This is a genomic window from Lentilactobacillus hilgardii DSM 20176 = ATCC 8290 (assembly GCF_000159315.1).
GTDB classification, from domain to species: Bacteria; Bacillota; Bacilli; order Lactobacillales; family Lactobacillaceae; genus Lentilactobacillus; species Lentilactobacillus hilgardii.
Genome location: NZ_GG669994.1, coordinates 195,826 through 213,773, shown reverse-complemented (window position 1 = coordinate 213,773; position 17,948 = coordinate 195,826). Strand labels below are relative to the sequence as shown.

Sequence of the window (17,948 nt, the reverse complement as noted above, 5' to 3'; positions counted from 1 at the left end):
CCTTACGAGCCAAATGGCCGCCTGATTTAATGCTTTCCAGGGTTCAAATAAGTTATTAATCGCGATTAATGATTTATTTGAGCTGTGGAAGGTAAACGCGGTTCTGAATGTCTCTTAAAACCTGTCTCAAATATTGACTTCAATCCATCTTTTTCTCGTTCCATTAGTGAGCTGAAACGTAGCCCGAAAAATGGCTCCGGCCATATATCAACTATGCTAAAGAACAGCATACTTGGTCAAAACTGTCACCGAGCCGAAACGTGCTCCGCCAACCCGGGATAATTCTTTTCCAACTCATCCAACGCGCTTTCCAACTGTTCCTTACTTGCCGCATCCAAATCCGGGTACTTAAGTGGTAATTCTTTCATTCTGTGATCAATAATGTCCGAAACACATAAACGCGAATACCATTTATCATCAGACGGAATCACATACCATGGATTCTGCTTTGTAGCCGTCTTCTTCAAAGCGGTTTCGTACGCGTCTACATAGTCATCCCAATATTGGCGTTCCTTAATGTCGGCAGCTGAGAATTTCCAGTTGTGATCCGGCATCTCAATGCGTCTTCTAAAACGATTTTTTTGTTCGTCTTTTGACATATGAAGGAAGAATTTTAAGACCATGAAGCCATTGCGAGTCATATAGTCTTCCAAGAAATTAATATCCTGGTATCGACCCTCAAAGAAATCATCATCAACCTGCTTTAATTTTGTCACACCGCCAATATGAGCGTTCAAAATCAATTGTGGGTGAACTTTGCTAACCAAAACATCTTCATAATAAGAACGGTTAAAGATACCAATAATGCCACGTGACGGCATATGACGATGAACCCGCCACAGATAGTCATGGTTCAACTCAATCGAAGTCGGCACCTTAAAACTGGTGACTTCACATCCCTGCGGATTAACCCCGCTTAAAATATGGCGAATCATGCTATCCTTACCAGAACCATCCATTCCTTGAAAAATAATTAAAATACCAAACCGGTTTTGCGCGTAAAGTTTCCCCTGCAGATCCTGCAACGTCAGGATATTGCTGTCAATTCGAGCCTTAATATCCGTTTTACTCAAATTTTCGTCGATTGCAGCGGTTGGCTTCTTGCTTAATTTAAAATTACTGCCACCGTTGTAGCGAAACGATTTTTCACGATCAAACATTTTCTTATTGTCCAAAACCTAATCCCTCCTCTTACTATCGATTTAAAGATAGCACAACAATTAAATGTATGGATAAACAACACTTAGATATGTAACTTTTTAATCAAATATAAAATTGCATCAACCAATAAGAATGCTAACCAAACAAATGTGTACGCACCGCAAACAAACGCGACAACATAACACCACAAATTTTTAAAGAACCATCATGGAGGTTCAGAAACTGAAACGACTTGGAAAATCTTGTTATATTAGGATTGACTTTTAATTTATTAATTAAATTGCAAAAAAGATATATATCCAGTGATGTTTGGCCGTATTTTACTTTTATTAAAAACGTTTTAAGAATCTAATACCAACTTGCGGGCAAAGACCGTTTTATGTCGATGTTAGCAAAACACATCCAACGCATTTAAAAGCTAACGTTAAGATCAGTAATATTTAATTGGTGAACAACCTTTTTCTTGATTACATTTTTTAAAAATGTATCAAAAGACCCATTCCACTGAAAATAAGAATCAGAGGTAATTTTATCTAGATCACTACTTTTAGATTTACCCTTTAAATTGTTATAAACTTTGCTTAACCATTCCTTATCTGTTTTTAATATTCCGGGGTATTTGAGAAAATCATTTAAAACGTAGAAGAAATTACCATCAAGTAATGGATCAATTCCATTATCAATGTTTTTTTGGATATAAAGCCTTATTCTTCTAAATAAGACCTTATAGACAGTTCTATAAGCACGTTGAACTTCATTAGTTTTATTATCCAAAATATAATAGGCTATGCTAGCATTGATAAAATAGAAATTATGAGAATCATCTAGATGTAAAAGGTTAATTAAGATTCTTGAAGGTATCATCCAAGATAATTTTTGATAGTACTTCATAAAGTTAATTAATTCATATCCTTCGTCTACGCTAAACCAATTGTTATCTAAAATTCTACATTGTGACTTAAAAATTAATTCCATATCTAAATCATATGAAATCTGTTGTGATTTCATTAGTTCAGATTGCATTTCCAAACTATTTTTACTACTTTCAAGATTATGAATTAATTTTGAAATATTAAGAATATAATGCTGAATAGCAGTATATGTACAGCTATTCTTCAACAATCCAGATAAACCCTCAATTATTACTACGTATACCTTCCGTTCCTTTATTGATAAATCGGGTACGAAATTTAAGATGCTATTTATAGAGCTTAATGAGTAATGAGTGATTTTTCCTAAATCTTGCGAATTCTTTGATGCGATCTGGTGAATGCCATTAAATAAGTTTTTCCAATCTATCAATCTACCTCGTTTACCAGTATTTGGATCAGAATCCAAAGCGTCTTTACCTTTTAAAACGCTAAATAAAGTGAGTTCCCTTTTTTGTACCTTAAATAATTCAAATAGTTGTTTGATTTCGTCAATACAACTAGTAAAAACTGTAGCAGAATCTTCAAAAATAGATAGTTTTTTATCGTTTACCTTCAAATTAAATTCATCAAGAACGTCTTTCATTATTAAAAAGATATTCCTATTTGCTTCTAGCGAATTACTGAATATAAAAATGTCATCCACAAACCGAATAATAAAATAATTAACACGAAATCGATAACGATACTTTTTGTAAATCTTTACTTCAACTTTGTTATCAACAACCGACATTAATAATTCAGCAATTATCCTAGAAAACTCAAGGCCAACAATTATCCCGTTAGTTTCATCAAAATTTATATTGTGGAGAACATAGTCGGTCAGATTTGGAAACGAGTTTTTATCCCCCTTTTGTTCTTTACCGACACTCTTACTACCATATAAAGCCCACGCTAAAGAATGAGTATAGATACTAGGAAAAAAATTTTGAACATCCGTTTTTAGTACATATTGAAATTGGTTTTGAATTTGTTTTACGAAAGTTGAACTTGCCATTGAAGAATAATTATCAGTTCTAAAATAAGAGAAAAAGTGATTAAATAAAACCTTATCCTCTTCTGAGGTTACTTGATTAGTACTCGATAAATTAATAGATTCATAAATTCTTTGCCAATTTTTAATTTTTGTATCATTCGAATTTATTTCATTAGAATTCCTTTTCCGAGGTGATCGAATACTAAAACTAGATCTTTTGGCTGTATCTACAATGTAATCCTGAAATCTCAATGTATATAACATGGTGAGTATTTGACCATATGGATGAAGTAAACTGAGTGTCCGTCTCTTCTTGTTTGCATTGGTACCAATAAAATCTAACGGTTTAGTATAGTTAACTCCCCTTAAAATAGATGCTCCAAAGAAAGCCTTATTTTTTAACTTTTTCCTCCCTTGAGTTACATGAAAATCAGACTTAATTTTTGATTCTGATAGTTCATGAAGTTTACAAAGAAAGTTGTTTGAAAAAAGAGCGGGTAATTCATAAGGTAACACTTCGGTTCTTAAAAAGTAATCGTTTGACATGGAAAAATACCTCTTTAAATGATAAAATAAATTTGAGTGTGCTATGGGAATTATTATGATATGTCAAATCAATAATGAACATCTGTATTAATTTGGAATCAATGAATAGATACATTGATTTGGGCCAAACCGCATATTATATACACAACTAGTATAACATTCTTATGCTATACATTTATTAACTATTCCATCTTGGATGTGTTAATGAAAGAATCGCTTTTTGATTCTACCCTAGCATGCTTATACATATTAAAGTTGGTAATAAAGATGAATAATAATAAATTTGATAAAAAAATTGTAAATGGACGAAAAGTTATATCACTTGATAAAGATACTTTAGAAAAATACAAAAGTTTAATAACTACAATTTCAAACCAATACGGGATAGTGAATACCTCAAGAAATAGTTCTGTAGAAAGAGTGATCAGGGCTCTAACAAATGGCCTATATATTAATAACTTTCCCATGATGAACGAACTTCCCGTTGCGGTTATTAGAGGAGACATAAAAGATTTTTTCCCTTCAATAAAAAAGCAAATATTACTAAAAAAAATAAACAGTGAGGGAATGCTTGGATCAAAGGATTATTTTTTATTAAAAGATATTCTTTTGGATCCAAATTTTGAGGGGCTCCCTCTTGGAGTACCAGTTTCTTCTGCATTAGCATCCCTTTATTTAAAAAAATTTGATATACAAATCAAACAAACTTTTTCCCCGCTTCTTTATATTAGATATGTTGACGATTTTATAATGGTTTTCCCAACGAGTAGGGAAAAAATCAAATTAAGTGCAATTTATGATCAAATCAATGATCTACTAAATCCGTTAAATTTAGAATTGTCTTCCTCAAAATTTCAAATATCCTTTTTTAGTGCAGCTAAAAATGAAGCTAAAAATTTAAGCTTCGACTTTTTAGGATATCACTTTACTAGTTTAAGAAATACTAACTATCCCAAAATTTATACTTTAGAAATACAGGTACAAAAAGCAAAAGTTCAAAAATTACAACAGCGAATCAGAAATATTTTCTTTAAAATAAAGCAGTCTGATAAAGCTTATACGGTCAAACTTTATACTTGCCTTTTTAAACTGAGAAACGTTTTTTGGGGAATCACTACTGTTGGAACTAATGGAAAAATTCAATATAGTGGTATCCCAAACTCATATTCGTTAATGAACAATACGTCCTCTTTAAATAAGTTAATTAAAACTACTTACTATGAGATTATGCACTCCCAGTTTATTTCAAGAGATAAATTTCTACTACGGTCGTTATTGCTTCCTTATGTTGAGAGTGATTTAGATGTGCCTAAGTTTAAATATTATAATTATTTACGATTAAGCATTTCAAAATTAGATGATATGGTAAAAGCGATTGGTTATACCTACTATGGATCAAAAAAAAGAGAGACTTATATAAGGTATTTATTTATCAATTTATATAAAACATAGATCAAGTATTATAACAAAACTATTGGTTTTCCCACATCTTATTTGCCATAATCATTAATTATGGCAAATAATTACCTAGATAATTTTCTCTTAGATTTTTAATCTATAGCATGCCAAGGATAGTTTAAATAATGTAAGATTCCATGTCAGCATTAACACAACTGATACTAAAAATACGTTACAAATTGGACTATCTTTCAGAACATATCTACACACATTAAAAAACAGACTTAATTGCATTTTGCAGCTCTTTATCTTCAAATCCTTCTATCTTTTTAACAATATGGTGCTTTCCTTTTTTCTAAAGTAATACACATCTCTTTTTAATATCAAATCTACATCAATCACTTTGAAAACCTATTCTAATGACATATACTTATTTCAATGAACATTAGACAGGGAGGAATCAGTTTGAAAAAATTAATTGTTAAAGCAACCGAGGCTGAGGATGGAGACGCTAATCAGCCTACTAATGATTCTATCGACAAGTCATTATTAAAAGATGACCTCTATCAGGCCGTTAACGGCAGATGGGAAAAGACAGCCAAGATTCCTGCCGACCATTCTTCGACGGGTGGTTTTATGGATTTAAACGATAACATCGATAAAGAATTGATGCATGATTTGGATGATCTCAAGGCCAAAAATAAAGACAGCTTTGAAGCACCTTTCTCAGAAATGTTAAAACTATACGAATTGGCCCAAAACTTTAAAAAACGGGACGCAGACGGTGCTGATCCGTTAAAACCCTATTTGGAAAAAATCGAAAACATTTCAAATTTTGCTGATTTAAATGGTCAGCTTGCGGATTGGGTTAAAACCGGATTCCCACTTCCGTTTGGCTTTTTTGTTGAACCGGACATGAAAAACACGCAGGTCAACGCGCTGTTTGCAAACAGTCCCAGCCTATTTCTACCGGACAGAACTTATTACGAAAACAATAACCCTGCCTACAATCAACTCATGCCTGTTTTGACTAAAACATTGAGTCAATTACTCGTATTGGCCGATTATAGTAGTAATGAGGCGGACGAGATCGTCGAGTCGGCTAAGAAGTTTGATGCTGCTATTGCTCCCCATGTTAAGTCTGCGGAAGAATCTGCCGACTATAGCAAGATGTATAATCCGCAAAAGTTCTCAGAGTTTGCTAAATCAAGCAGTCATTTTGATCTGACCAAATTGGCAGACGGGCTGTTTGGAAAAACACCCGAGCAAATTATTGTTACTGAACCTAAATATTTTGAAGCACTCGATGAGATTGTTAATGAAGACAGCTTTCAAGACATGAAGAATTGGATGCTGGTTGGCACGATCTATTCTGCAACAGGCTACCTTTCAGAGGAATTTCGACAAACAGGATCCACATTTAGTCGGGCACTTTCCGGTAAAAAAGAAGCAACGCCTCAAAAGAAGTCGGCTTTCTACCTGGCAACCGGTACTTTTGGCCAAACAATAGGCGACTACTACGCAAAGAAATATTTTGGACCAAAAGCAAAAGCTGATGTCGAACACATGGTGCGCAACATGATCAGTGTTTATAAAAACCGCCTTCAAAATAATACTTGGTTGGGCGAAGACACCAGAAAGAAGGCCATTGTTAAATTAGACAAGCTTGGCCTTCATGTTGGATATCCGGATCATATTGACCAACTCGAATATAAATATAAAATCACACCGGAAAATGAAGGAGGCAATCTGTTCAATAACATGACCCGGATTGGTCAGGTTGCTTTGGCTGATAATTACGCCAAACTTGGTCAACCCGTTGACCGAACCAAATGGGAAATGAGTGCCAGCACGGTTAACGCCTACTATGACCCATTCAAAAACCTGATTGTCTTTCCTGCGGCTATTCTGCAGGCACCATTCTATAGCTTGGATCAGACTTCAAGTCAAAACTATGGCGGTATCGGTGCCGTTATGGCCCACGAAATTTCACACGCCTTTGACAATAACGGCTCCTTATTCGATGAGATGGGAAACCTGAACAACTGGTGGACCAAGGAAGATCATGAGTACTTCACTAAACTGGCCGATAAAATGATTAAGGAATTTGATGGCATTCCTTTTGCCGGAGGTAAGGTCAATGGTAAATTAACTGTTTCGGAAAACATTGCCGATGCAGGTGGGCTCAGTTGTGCCAACGAAGCTGCAAAGAACGAACAAGATTATAATCTTTATGACTTCTTTATTAATTGGGCAAAGGTATGGCGAATGAAGGCCACAACCCAGTATAAACAATTATTGCTAAACATCGATGTTCACGCTCCAGCCGAATTACGGGCAAATGTTCAAGTTAAAAACCTGGATGACTTTTACTCAACATTCGAAGTAAAATCGGGAGACGGCATGTATCTCAAGCCGGAAGATCGCGTAAAAATTTGGTAGCCTTTCTTTAAAAAATGATATTATTTTCAACATAACCTAAAAGCAGCAGAGAAGCCCCGACATTATCCGTCTTGGTTTCTCTGCTGTTTAATTTGACCAATAAAATATATATCCGATTAGCATTATCAGGACTTCTAACCGGCAGCTAATAAGTATTGCGAACCCGCTTGACGAGTTTTTAAAATAATCGCATAAGCAAATCAAGCAACTATTCAGTCCTAAAACAGTTGGTTCATCTGCTTATAAACGTGACACACGGCCGCTACTGCTTTCTCTTAATATATGATTCAACCAAGCCGTATAAGGCCTCCAAAAACATCCCGACTACCATCATATACATGACCACCATGCTTTGACCAGTGTATAATAAAATTCCCATTACTAAGTAAAATAAAACAAAGAACCATTTTAACCAAATATTGTCAACCATCATAAACCCACCTCCTTACTATTCAAGAATAGTTCTAACACAAGCCTATTTCAAATGTGGCTTTTAGAAAAGTATGCTATGATGAAGTTGTTCATCATTTAACATGATTTTTAAATATCGTTCATTTAAATTTCTAATAGGGACATGAGATCATATTCATGTACACTCTCTATAAATGATATATAATATAAATAAAGAGAACCTGTGAGGTGATCATCATGAAATTAACAGAATATCTTCATGATCAATTAAAATTCTTAAATGATCAAATGAGTTCAGCAAAAAAAGATAAAGACGAAACCATGCAGTATTTGGTTGATTCTAAAATTACAGAAGTTAAATTGATTCTGGAAGCACTGCAAAAAGGAATCATCGACGAAGCATAGTCACGAGGTTGAGGCGAAACGAACGTTTTGTTGACAACCTCATTTTGTTTGGTCTATTATTAGCCTCACGATTCTAATCAACTCATTTCGGTTGCAGAAATGCCACTCATTGTGGTTTAATCGACTATAGTATGAATTTATTCAGTAAATAATTCCTAAGGAGCAAAACGAATTTGATTACATTAAAATCACCACGTGAAATTGAAAAAATGGCTGAATCCGGAAAAGTCTTAGCCGGTGTTCATTTGGGTTTAAGAAATATGATTAAGCCCGGATTGGACACATGGGACATTGAAGAGTTTGCTCGTAAATATATCAAAGATCACAATGCCTATCCTTCAGAAATGGGCTTTGAGGGCTACAAATTTGCGACCTGCGTCTCTGTTAACGATGAAGTAGCCCATGGTATCCCACGTAAGGGTCTTATCCTTAAAGACGGTGATATCGTCAAAGTTGATTTAACTGTTAATAAAGACGGCTTTGAAAGTGATTCCTGCTGGTCATACGCTGTTGGCGACGTTTCACCGGAAATTAAAAATCTAATGGACGTTACCCGAAAGGCATTGTATTTGGGAATTAATCAGGCTGTTATTGGCAATCGCCTCGGTGATATTGGTGGCGCTATTCAAACCTACGTCGAAGATGAACATCACATGGGCGACGTTCGTGAGCTGATCGGCCATGGTATTCAACCAAAAATGCATGAAGAACCAAACGTTCCTGCATATGGTGTTCCTCACAGAGGTCTTCGTTTAAAGGAAGGCATGACCATTACCATTGAACCAATGGTTAACACTGGTACATGGGAAATTAAAGATCGTTATGACAAAGCAGATGATTGGACATACTACGTTTCTGCAGATGGTACCCCATCGGCTCAATACGAACACACTTTGGCAATTACCAAAGATGGTCCAAAAATCCTGACAATCCAAGATCCGGATATTGATGAAAAGTATATTTACCATAACAATTAGTTTTTTGAATGACGAAAAGCCGGGTGCAAAATTTTATATTTTGTCCCGGCTTTTCTATAACTTGGAGGCTGATATTAATGAATAATAAAAGTTTTAAATTCCCGGATACAAAAGCATATAACTTTGTCATTGAAGCGCTAAAGGAACGTGGCGTTACCCCTGATGATATCTCAAGGATTGCAATTAACCTTCAAAAACCATTTATTCCAAACCTGTCCATGGAAGAAGTTCGAAAAGACACAACCAACGTCCTGCACAAACGGGAAGTGTTAAACAACGCTATGGTCGGCCTGGAATTAGATCGTTTAGCAACCGCGGGGCTCATTAAAGAACCACTCGAAAGCATCATTATGAATGACTCCGGTGTCTTCGGTGTGGATGAGGGCATTGCCCTTAACATTGCCAACATTTACGGTACAATCGGAATCACCAATTACGGCTACATCGATAGAGATAAAACCGGCATCGTCAAAAAATTGGACGAGTCAAAAAGCGGCGCGTCCAATACATTCATTGATGATATAGTAGGTGCGATAGCAAGCGCGGTTTCGGCAAGAATTGCGCATAGAAATAATTAGTGTGTGGAGTCAGCCTGGTACAAGTCGGAGTACAAAGCAAGCGGCAGGAAATTCCCGGTCTTGGAATTTTTTGACGATTGTTTTGTATGCAGGCTTGTGGCTGACGGAACAGTCCTAATCAGTGTGTGGATCAAAACGGTTAGCATCCGGAATATAAGGCGTCAATTTGGGAAATTCCGCTTTTGAATTTTTCAAATTGATCCCTTATATGGAGAAATTCTGTTTTGAGGAACAGTCCTAAATTAGTGTGTGGATCAAGGCGGTTAGCTCCCTTATATGGAGAGATGCTGTTTTGGGTAGCCATTCTACTTCCACCCGAAATCATTCAAATCCATCTCCCGCTTCTTTATACCGGAAACAAACGGATTCCCCTTTACAAAGTATCTTAATGGCTTGCTTGCCCAATCCCCCTGGTTTGAAACACCGACTCGGTTCGAGGTTTCGATTGCCTTGGGGATTTTTTTTCGATTTTGATGGATATCGAGATTACCATCTCCAAAGATCTCAAAATTCATTTTTTTATCGGAAATGCCAAAAGCTTCCATTAGTTTACCGGGTCCATTTGTCAAATCAAAACCACTTTTCGATCGATTTTTCAACATGATTCCTTTACCAATAAACGGCTCAACCGCCCTTATCAGAACTCCTTGGGGAATATCTTTTTGTTGGGCCGCAACATCAAGAAGGTACCTCCCATGGATCGAATAGATGTAAACTGTACCTGGAGGACCATATAGTGGTTCATTAGAAGCAGTTCGCCGTCCTTTAAAAGCATGGGCTGCTGAATCTTTTTGGCCCATGTAGGCTTCGGTTTCAACAATCCAACCGCCAACCACTCCTTTGGGTGAGTTATATGTAAGCAGCATCCCCAACATTTCCTGAGCAACCTTATCTGTTGAGGCACTGGCATAAAATGGATCACTGGTACTCAAATTATCACAGCTTTCAAAAATTATTTAGGAGGACTTTACAAATGAAATTAAAGCTTGAACGAATCTATGACAAACCGCAGGACTTATCCGGTTACCGGGTATTAGTAGACCGATTATGGCCACGTGGTATTTCAAAAGTTAACGCAAAGCTGGATGAATGGGAAAAAGAGATTGCCCCTTCAAAAGACCTGCGTTCCTGGTTCTCACATGATCCCGCAAAGTTCCCTGACTTTAAGAAAAAGTACATCGATGAACTCAATCATAACGAGCAAACCCAAGCCTTTATCTCATCTCTGGCCGACAAACTCAAAACAGATAACGTCATCCTGCTTTATGGCGCAAAAGATCGTGAACATAATCAAGCTGTTGTTTTAAAGCAGTATCTTGACAATCACTTAGGCCAAGCCTGACGAATATTTTTAAGCGTTAATTCACGAGTGCTTTGAAAATTAATATCCGCTTCATGAAGTATTTGAGGATCACCAACGCCAATTGAAACAATCCCGGCAGCATTAATTGATTCAACACCAACAATGCCGTCGTCGATACCAATGCAGGCTTCAGGAGGTAAATGAATCATTTCGGCCGCTTTTGCGAAAACGTCAGGAGCTGGCTTGTTATGTTTGATTTGCTTCAAATCAACTATGAGTGGAAAATAACTTTCCAACTTCAACTTTTGGATTTCTTTAGGTGCATTCGCCGAAGCGGACGCGATAATCATTCTGTAATTATTTTGAGTTAATTCATCCAGAAAGGATTGAATCCCCGGTAAAATGTCACTTGGATTCATTTTATCCAGCATTGTTTGATAAATGTCGTTTTTTTTATCAGCCAGTGCTTCTTTTTGCTGACGGGTAAATTGATCTTTTTTCCCAGCTGAATCGAGTATTGCATCCAATGAATCAATTCGGTCACGACCCTTAATGGCTTCTTCCAAATCAGATGACCACTGAATGCCCAGTTGGTTTGCAATTTCTCGCCAAGATTGGCTATGATAAGCCCAAGAATCAGTTATAATACCATTCAAATCGAACAATACACCCTTTATTTTTGCAAAATCATCCATTGTTATGACGCCCCTTTCACCCGGTCAGGTATCAATCTCTTTATATCATAAAACGAGGGGAAGAAAATAGTCTCTCATCTTCTCACCCTCGTTTTATAATAACAGTTAATCTTATAACCGTGTTATTTAACCGCGTTAAAAATCCAAGTAACACCGTACTTATCAACTACCTGACCGTATTTGTTACCGGACGACTTCTTTTCAAATGTCACAATAACTTTCACTTCTTCAGATTTAGTAACCTGCTTGTAAAGATTTTCCAACGCAGATTCCGCATCCGAATCATGAGCGTCAACTTCCAACATTAAAGAAATCAAAGAAGAAATAACTGGTTTGCCTAAAAAGCTGTCTGCAGCAAAGATTTGCTGATCCAGCACCTTGAAACTTGCCTGCAAAGTTAAATTATCGAGGTTAACGTCAGCATTTAGTGACATTTCCTCAGCCTGCTTTTCAGTTGGTGATTCACGAGTAACGTCTGTTGCACCAAATACTCGCTTATAATATTCGAGCACATTTTTAGTGTTTTCAAATGTTAAGTATGGAATTAATTTCGTATTAGCCATTAGGTCAGCAACCCCTACTATTAAGATATTATTATTTTCGTAAATTATGTTCAAATTTTAGAATACCGTTAATTACATTAGTTGTCAACGTTAACAAGTTATGCATGCTGTTAAATCAGCTTTCGTCAACGTCAACATGCTGCTATTTTACACCGAAAAGAGTAAACTATCACTAAAGTCACTTGGGAGGGATCGTTCAATGGAACTCGCAGTCACAATTTTTATTTTAAACGCATTATATATTTCAATTAACACTTTTAGAACCATGCTGGTTGTTAAGGGCCATCAATTTTTAGCACCTTTAGTAGCGGTTGGTGAAGAATTAATTTACGTTATTGCCCTGGCAATCGCGCTGGATCATATCGATAGTCCGTTAAACGTTGCCTCATATGCCGTTGGATTTGGGGTTGGTATTTACATCGGTATCGTCATCGAGAATAAGATTGCATTGGGATACGTTAATTTTCAAGTGACGGTTCAAATCGATCCGGAGAATCCGGTCCATGCACACAATGAAGAACTTGCCGAAAAGCTTCGCAACTTAGGATATGGTGTTACTGTCAGCCGCGCTGAAGGTCGCTCCGGTGCCCGCTTAGTCCTTAGTATCCTGGCACCACGAAAGGCTGATCGTCGTCTTATGGAACAAATCAAAGAAATTTCACCTGACGCGTTCATCATGGTTCAAGAACCGATCCAATTATCCGGGGGGTTCTGGAGTAAAGAAGTTGATCGTCGATACCATGGTGCAAATAATCACTGATCTTTATGATCATCAAACAACCCAAGCTGCTTTAGGCTTTCTTCAACATCGTGAACCGATTTTTCAACTTCGGACGATAATTTTTCCGGAGCCTGTTTCTCAGGATTAATACTCTTCGAATCCAATCTAATTTTCCGCTTCTTGCTTTCGATATGATGTGAAGGCTTTGGAGCGGTTTTTTGATCCTCAGGATGTGTAAATTTAAGTTTTGGCAGAGCGACTTTATCAGTCGATCGTGTTTCCTTAGGTGCCATTTCATCCATAGTTTGATTGAGTAAATGGTCAACAAAGACATTGCCTTCATTACTGGCATGCCCTTTTGTCCAGTGATAGCGAATGTTGGAAAACCGTTGAAGAAGTGCATCGATCTGCTGCCACAGTTCTTTATTCAGTAGCGGACCGCCACTTCGCTTCCAACCACGACGCCGCCAGCCAGAAAGCCACCCCTTTGTGACTGCATCCAACACATATTTAGAATCAGAAACAATGCTAATCGGCTGCTCTTCTAATTGATGATCTGCCAAGTAAGTCAAGGCTTTCAGTAGTCCCATGATTTCCATACGGTTGTTGGTCGCGCCATACTCACCACCCGTATCGGAAACTTCCTGCTTGGGGTTTGCGATTAATATAAGATAAGCCCATGCTGCCTTGTCTCCCTGCTTAACGTGTTCACCCGAACGGTTGCCATGACTTCTAGATCCACCATCCGTATAGACAACAATGTCACCACCAAAACTCAATTCAATCGGTCGATTTACAGCGACAGAGCTTTTTGGCTGACGTTTTGAACTATTTTGATGGCCTTGAATGCTTAGTTTGCCAGTTAAAAAAGTCTCTGCTTCTGACTTTGACTTAAAACTTTTATACACAGCGCCTGAAAAACCAGAAACCTGTTTGCTTGCTTCATCCCAAGTTGTAAAGATTCCGGTCTGACGGCCTTTTCTAACAGCGTAATATTTCATTTTCTCACCTCTAAATTTCATAAATTTTCAGAAAAAAATACTTATAATATTTCTATCTACTTTTCAATTAGATAAATCTATGCGAAAATAGTAAGTAAAGGGGGCAAAGACCATATGACCCGTACCAAAGCCACATTAATTACGGTCGAAGAAGCAAGGGCACTTCTTAAAGACCGTTCAGATCAAATCAATGAACGTTTCCCTAGACTTAAAAAACAAGGGAAATACATTCTGCCCGATTATCGACTCACGAGAAAGCGGGAAGCCTTTAAAATCCGGAAGCATACTTTTTTGCAACGACACCCACGCTCTTATGTTGCTTTTGACTCAGAAAATGGACAAACGTTGTGGATGCATAATTTTCCAAGCTTAACCGAAGCAATTTTCTGGTTAGACACCGGCCTTAAACCAACCGATACGGATACCAGTACATCGTATAAGCAGTGGAAAACCCAGCATGAAGACGATATTAACGTCTTAAAAGAAATTCTCCGTAAACGTTCGCAGGAAAGAAAAGCGGCTGCAGCTAAGAGAAAAGAAGCAAAAAAGGTTAAAAAATAAGTGTGTGAATCAAAGCGGTTAGTACCCGGGAATATAAGGCGTCGGTTGGGAAAATCCCGTTCTTGGATTTTTCAAACTGATCCCTTATATGGAGTGGTACTGCTTTGAGGAACAGTCCTAATAAGTGTGTGAATCAAGGCGGTTAGTCTTCGGAGCATAAAGCGTTCATTTGGGAAATCCTGTTTTTGGATTCTTCAAATAAATCCTTTAGGTGCAGAAGACTGCCTTGAGAAGCAGTCCTAATAAGTGTGTGAATCAAGGCGGTTAGTCTTCGGAGCATAAAGCGTTCATTTGGGGAATCCTGTTTTTGGATTCTTCAAATGAACCCTTTAGGTGCAGAAGACTGCCTTGAGAAGCAGTCCTAATAAGTGTGTGAATCAAAGCGGCTAGTACCCGGAATATAAGTCAATCGATCTTATTTATAGCACCACTTTACCACTAATCAACCATTAACCACACTAAGCTTAACCCTGAAAGCAATGATTGTTTTCAAGATCAAGCTTAGTGTGCTTTTTATTTAGGCTTTTTTAGAAACAAACCTAAATCTTCAAATGATTATGAACCTGCTTTGGTTCTGTCTGTACCAAAATATCACCATGATGAATCGAATATAGGATCTCGGAACGCTCATTCAATGCATTATAAAAATTATCGTTATTCATAATAATACAATTAGCAGGCTTGCCTTCCTCAATGCCATAATGATCCGTGATATGCATTGCTTTTGCTGCATTGGTTGTGACAAACCGGTATGAATTCAAAATATCGTTGTAACCCATTAAATGTCCCACGTGGATTCCCATCTCAACGGGATCAAGCATATTGCCATTGCCCATTGGATACCAGGGATCCTTAAGATCATCTTCACCAAAAGCAACGTTAATGCCATCCTGAGATAATTCTTTAACCCGAGTCATTCCCCGGCGCTTTGGATAACTATCAAAACGACCACCCAGATTTGTATTGACCAGTGGATTCGCAATAAAGTTAATGTGAGACATTTTTAACAATCTAAATAGTTTATAAGTGTAAGCGTCATTGTATGAGCCCATGGCCGTTGTATGACTGGCGGTTACCTTGTCACCCATACCGGACTCCAAGGCCAAAGTTGCCAGAGTTTCAAGGCTTCGTGACTGAGGGTCGTCAATTTCATCACAATGAACATCAACTAATTTGTTTTTGGTTTCCGCTAATTTCATCAAAAATTTCAGCGATTTTACAGCATATTCACGAGTAAACTCAAAATGAGGAATCCCGCCAATGGCATCTGCACCCAGTTCAGCAGCTTCGGTCATTAATTCCTCACCGTGTGGAAATGATAAAATCCCCTCTTGCGGAAAGGCAACCAGTTGCAATTCCACCTGATCCTTTAATTCTTCCCGAACTTCAATCAAAGCTTTTAAAGCTGTTAAATTTGGATCAGTAACATCCACGTGACTACGGACAAACTGAATCCCATTGGCGACCTGAATTTGAATGGCCTTTTTAGCACGCTGCTTAACGTCAGCAATCGACAGCGTCTTTTTACGTTCACTCCAAATACGAATACCATCAAATAACGTACCGGTTTGATTCCACTCCGGATCACCGGCAGTTTGCGTTGCGTCTAAATGGACGTGTGGATCAACAAACGGTGGCAGTAACAGTTTATCGCTGGCATCAATCACCCGTTCTCCTTCACTTGCTTGAATTGATGGCGCAATTTTTACAAATTTGCCATCTTCAATTTTAACATCGCTGGTTGCTTGAGCATTTTGTATATGAACATTTTTTATTAACATTTTTTCCATTCCTCAACTTAGCATGTATTTACTCATATTATAGCCTATTTAGGCTATAAATAAGAAGGTTTCCGAAAAATGTGCGATAATGTGAATAGTCATACATAGATCATATATCAAGAAATATTTTTGAAGGGAAGTATCACATTGAGTTGGAGGGGAAGGCTTTCTTTACCGCAAATCTTAACACTGGGCTTTTTAACGATCATCTTAGTTGGAACCGTCCTGCTTTCGTTACCCGTTTCAAGTAAAGATGGCACAGCAACCAGTTACATCAATGCTTTTTTTACCGCAACATCTGCAACCTGTGTTACGGGAATGACGGTTGTGAATACTGCACTTCATTGGAGTATTTTTGGTAAAATCGTGATTTTGATTTTGGTTGAAATCGGTGGTTTAGGGTTTATGACCTTTGCCGTTCTAATGTTCATTTTTATGCGGCGAAAAGTTGATCTGACAACCCAGCTGCTGACACAGCAATCGTTAAACCTGGAAACTTTTGCCAATACCAGAAGTGTTGTCTTTTTAGTGGTTCGACTTTCGCTGGCCATTCAGCTTTTAGGCGCCATTTTATTATTTGTTGATTTTTATCCGCGTTATGGCCTGAAACGCGGACTTGGTTACAGCATTTTCCACTCAATCAGTGCATTCTGTAACGCCGGCTTTGACCTGTTCGATAACAGCCTGGTCAGATTTCAAAACGATCCTTACATCCTATTTGTTTTAACTTGCTTGATCATTTCCGGATCATTGGGCTTTTTGGTTTGGAAAGACATTTTGCTTTACCACAAGGATCACTTCTTGAGTCTTCATACTAAACTGGCATTAACCACTTATTTGGGATTAATTGTGATTAGTTTTGCGGTTTATTTACTCACGGAAGGAAACTTCGGTGAAAATACCCACTTAAATGTGTTTCAGCGTTTAATGAATACCTATTTTATGTCTGTGACACCGCGAACAGCAGGTTTTTACACTTATCCATACACCAAGATTTCCATGGGCGGTATGTTCTTTACAATGATCTTAATGCTCATTGGTGGTACGCCGGGGTCAACTGCCGGGGGTATTAAAACAACTACTGTTGGCATTCTTTTAATTCGAGTCTGGGCAACTTTGCGGGGAAAACGGGACGCAACCTTTATGGGACGCCAATTCACAAATGACAACATATCACGTTCGCTAACGTTGGTCTTCCTGGTTTTTGTTGTCCTCTCCATTGCAACGCTTGTCTTGACCATCACCGAAACCGTGCCAAAACATTTCGGAATTGAATACATTATCTTTGACGTCGTTTCGGCATTTGGTACCACCGGCTTAACACTTGGATTAACCCCTCACCTGACCATTATCGGCAAATTAATCTTCGCTGTTTTAATGTTTATGGGAAGAGTCGGTGTCTTCACGGTTATGTACTCGTTACTCACATCCAAACGTCCGGAAGACGCATTCAGATATCCAAAAGAAAATGTGATGATTGGTTAATTTTGATTACAATAT

At 37.6% G+C, this 17,948-nt stretch carries 17 protein-coding genes; 9 read left to right on the top strand and 8 right to left on the bottom strand.

Annotation, left to right across the window (positions count from 1 at the left end; genetic code table 11):
- Positions 1-245: 245 nt before the first annotated feature.
- Positions 246-1,160: a polyphosphate kinase 2 family protein gene (locus tag HMPREF0519_RS08245; protein WP_003635409.1), complete on the bottom strand. Its 915-nt coding sequence runs from the start codon at positions 1,158-1,160 to the stop codon at positions 246-248.
- 412 nt (positions 1,161-1,572) lie between these two features.
- Complete coding sequence (locus HMPREF0519_RS08240) at positions 1,573-3,612, bottom strand: RNA-directed DNA polymerase (RefSeq protein WP_003635407.1); 2,040 nt, start codon at positions 3,610-3,612, stop codon at positions 1,573-1,575.
- A 204-nt stretch (positions 3,613-3,816) separates the two neighbouring features.
- On the opposite strand from HMPREF0519_RS08240, the gene HMPREF0519_RS08235 reads away from it, so the two are divergent.
- A complete protein-coding gene (locus HMPREF0519_RS08235) occupies positions 3,817-5,064 on the top strand; it encodes a reverse transcriptase domain-containing protein (protein WP_003635405.1) in 1,248 nt (415 codons plus the stop codon).
- A gap of 384 nt (positions 5,065-5,448) precedes the next feature.
- Complete coding sequence (locus HMPREF0519_RS08230; RefSeq protein WP_003635404.1) at positions 5,449-7,452, top strand: M13 family metallopeptidase; 2,004 nt, start codon at positions 5,449-5,451, stop codon at positions 7,450-7,452.
- 262 nt (positions 7,453-7,714) lie between these two features.
- On the opposite strand, the gene HMPREF0519_RS13900 is transcribed toward HMPREF0519_RS08230, so the two are convergent.
- On the bottom strand, positions 7,715-7,885 hold the full coding sequence (locus HMPREF0519_RS13900) for a hypothetical protein (RefSeq protein ID WP_003635402.1): 171 nt from the start codon (positions 7,883-7,885) through the stop codon (positions 7,715-7,717).
- Positions 7,886-8,100: 215 nt separating this feature from the next.
- On the opposite strand from HMPREF0519_RS13900, the gene HMPREF0519_RS13895 reads away from it, so the two are divergent.
- The 3 genes from HMPREF0519_RS13895 (at position 8,101) to HMPREF0519_RS08220 (ending at position 9,823) form a co-directional block, all read left to right on the top strand.
- Positions 8,101-8,268 (top strand): hypothetical protein, encoded by a 168-nt coding sequence (locus HMPREF0519_RS13895; RefSeq protein WP_003558924.1) that lies wholly within the window; start codon positions 8,101-8,103, stop codon positions 8,266-8,268.
- 173 nt (positions 8,269-8,441) lie between these two features.
- Complete coding sequence (gene map, locus HMPREF0519_RS08225) at positions 8,442-9,245, top strand: type I methionyl aminopeptidase (RefSeq protein WP_003635400.1); 804 nt, start codon at positions 8,442-8,444, stop codon at positions 9,243-9,245.
- A gap of 77 nt (positions 9,246-9,322) precedes the next feature.
- Positions 9,323-9,823, top strand: a complete 501-nt coding sequence (locus tag HMPREF0519_RS08220; protein WP_003558921.1) for a phosphatidylglycerophosphatase A family protein — start codon at positions 9,323-9,325, stop codon at positions 9,821-9,823.
- Between the two features lie 305 nt (positions 9,824-10,128).
- Here HMPREF0519_RS08220 and HMPREF0519_RS08215 read toward each other — a convergent pair whose 3' ends face one another.
- Positions 10,129-10,755, bottom strand: coding sequence for a DNA-3-methyladenine glycosylase (locus tag HMPREF0519_RS08215; protein WP_003635398.1), 627 nt, complete (start codon positions 10,753-10,755; stop codon positions 10,129-10,131).
- Positions 10,756-10,796: 41 nt separating this feature from the next.
- On the opposite strand from HMPREF0519_RS08215, the gene HMPREF0519_RS08210 reads away from it, so the two are divergent.
- Positions 10,797-11,165, top strand: coding sequence for a DUF488 domain-containing protein (locus HMPREF0519_RS08210; protein ID WP_003635396.1), 369 nt, complete (start codon positions 10,797-10,799; stop codon positions 11,163-11,165).
- Here the strand turns inward: HMPREF0519_RS08210 and pgmB are convergent.
- Together pgmB and HMPREF0519_RS08200 are read right to left on the bottom strand one after the other, a co-directional pair.
- Complete coding sequence (gene pgmB / locus HMPREF0519_RS08205; RefSeq protein WP_003558915.1) at positions 11,147-11,821, bottom strand: beta-phosphoglucomutase; 675 nt, start codon at positions 11,819-11,821, stop codon at positions 11,147-11,149. The two genes, HMPREF0519_RS08210 and pgmB, sit on opposite strands and share 19 nt — an antisense overlap.
- A 122-nt stretch (positions 11,822-11,943) precedes the next feature.
- Positions 11,944-12,384 carry a VOC family protein gene (locus HMPREF0519_RS08200; protein ID WP_190870474.1) on the bottom strand — a complete coding sequence of 147 codons (441 nt, stop codon included), beginning with the start codon at positions 12,382-12,384 and terminating at the stop codon, positions 11,944-11,946.
- Positions 12,385-12,484: 100 nt separating this feature from the next.
- Here HMPREF0519_RS08200 and HMPREF0519_RS08195 point away from each other — a divergent pair, with 100 nt between their 5' ends.
- Complete coding sequence (locus tag HMPREF0519_RS08195; RefSeq protein ID WP_003635392.1) at positions 12,485-13,144, top strand: DUF2179 domain-containing protein; 660 nt, start codon at positions 12,485-12,487, stop codon at positions 13,142-13,144.
- On the opposite strand, the gene HMPREF0519_RS08190 is transcribed toward HMPREF0519_RS08195, so the two are convergent.
- Positions 13,138-14,127: a ribonuclease H family protein gene (locus HMPREF0519_RS08190; protein WP_003635389.1), complete on the bottom strand. Its 990-nt coding sequence runs from the start codon at positions 14,125-14,127 to the stop codon at positions 13,138-13,140. The genes HMPREF0519_RS08195 and HMPREF0519_RS08190 overlap by 7 nt on opposite strands.
- Positions 14,128-14,220: 93 nt before the next feature.
- Between HMPREF0519_RS08190 and HMPREF0519_RS08185 the strand changes: the two genes are divergently transcribed.
- A complete protein-coding gene (locus tag HMPREF0519_RS08185; RefSeq protein WP_003635388.1) occupies positions 14,221-14,667 on the top strand; it encodes a hypothetical protein in 447 nt (148 codons plus the stop codon).
- Positions 14,668-15,206: 539 nt separating this feature from the next.
- Here the strand turns inward: HMPREF0519_RS08185 and codA are convergent.
- Positions 15,207-16,448: a cytosine deaminase gene (gene codA, locus HMPREF0519_RS08180; RefSeq protein ID WP_035462534.1), complete on the bottom strand. Its 1,242-nt coding sequence runs from the start codon at positions 16,446-16,448 to the stop codon at positions 15,207-15,209.
- 147 nt (positions 16,449-16,595) lie between these two features.
- Here codA and HMPREF0519_RS08175 point away from each other — a divergent pair, with 147 nt between their 5' ends.
- A complete protein-coding gene (locus tag HMPREF0519_RS08175; RefSeq protein ID WP_003635383.1) occupies positions 16,596-17,933 on the top strand; it encodes a TrkH family potassium uptake protein in 1,338 nt (445 codons plus the stop codon).
- Positions 17,934-17,948 lie beyond the last annotated feature (15 nt).

Excerpts from the sequence above, each read along its gene's own strand:
- HMPREF0519_RS13895 (WP_003558924.1), top strand. The coding sequence starts at position 8,101 with ATGAAATTAACAGAATATCTTCATGATCAATTAAAATTCTTAAATGAT.
- HMPREF0519_RS08245 (WP_003635409.1), bottom strand. The coding sequence starts at position 1,160 with ATGTTTGATCGTGAAAAATCGTTTCGCTACAACGGTGGCAGTAATTTT.
- HMPREF0519_RS08185 (WP_003635388.1), top strand. The coding sequence starts at position 14,221 with ATGACCCGTACCAAAGCCACATTAATTACGGTCGAAGAAGCAAGGGCA.
- HMPREF0519_RS08190 (WP_003635389.1), bottom strand. The coding sequence starts at position 14,127 with ATGAAATTTAGAGGTGAGAAAATGAAATATTACGCTGTTAGAAAAGGC.
- HMPREF0519_RS08210 (WP_003635396.1), top strand. The coding sequence starts at position 10,797 with ATGAAATTAAAGCTTGAACGAATCTATGACAAACCGCAGGACTTATCC.
- HMPREF0519_RS08200 (WP_190870474.1), bottom strand. The coding sequence starts at position 12,384 with ATGGCTAATACGAAATTAATTCCATACTTAACATTTGAAAACACTAAA.
- HMPREF0519_RS08220 (WP_003558921.1), top strand. The coding sequence starts at position 9,323 with ATGAATAATAAAAGTTTTAAATTCCCGGATACAAAAGCATATAACTTT.
- HMPREF0519_RS08235 (WP_003635405.1), top strand. The coding sequence starts at position 3,817 with ATGAAAGAATCGCTTTTTGATTCTACCCTAGCATGCTTATACATATTA.
- HMPREF0519_RS13900 (WP_003635402.1), bottom strand. The coding sequence starts at position 7,885 with ATGATGGTTGACAATATTTGGTTAAAATGGTTCTTTGTTTTATTTTAC.
- codA (WP_035462534.1), bottom strand. The coding sequence starts at position 16,448 with ATGTTAATAAAAAATGTTCATATACAAAATGCTCAAGCAACCAGCGAT.
- pgmB (WP_003558915.1), bottom strand. The coding sequence starts at position 11,821 with ATGGATGATTTTGCAAAAATAAAGGGTGTATTGTTCGATTTGAATGGT.
- HMPREF0519_RS08240 (WP_003635407.1), bottom strand. The coding sequence starts at position 3,612 with ATGTCAAACGATTACTTTTTAAGAACCGAAGTGTTACCTTATGAATTA.
- HMPREF0519_RS08230 (WP_003635404.1), top strand. The coding sequence starts at position 5,449 with ATGAACATTAGACAGGGAGGAATCAGTTTGAAAAAATTAATTGTTAAA.
- HMPREF0519_RS08195 (WP_003635392.1), top strand. The coding sequence starts at position 12,485 with ATGCATGCTGTTAAATCAGCTTTCGTCAACGTCAACATGCTGCTATTT.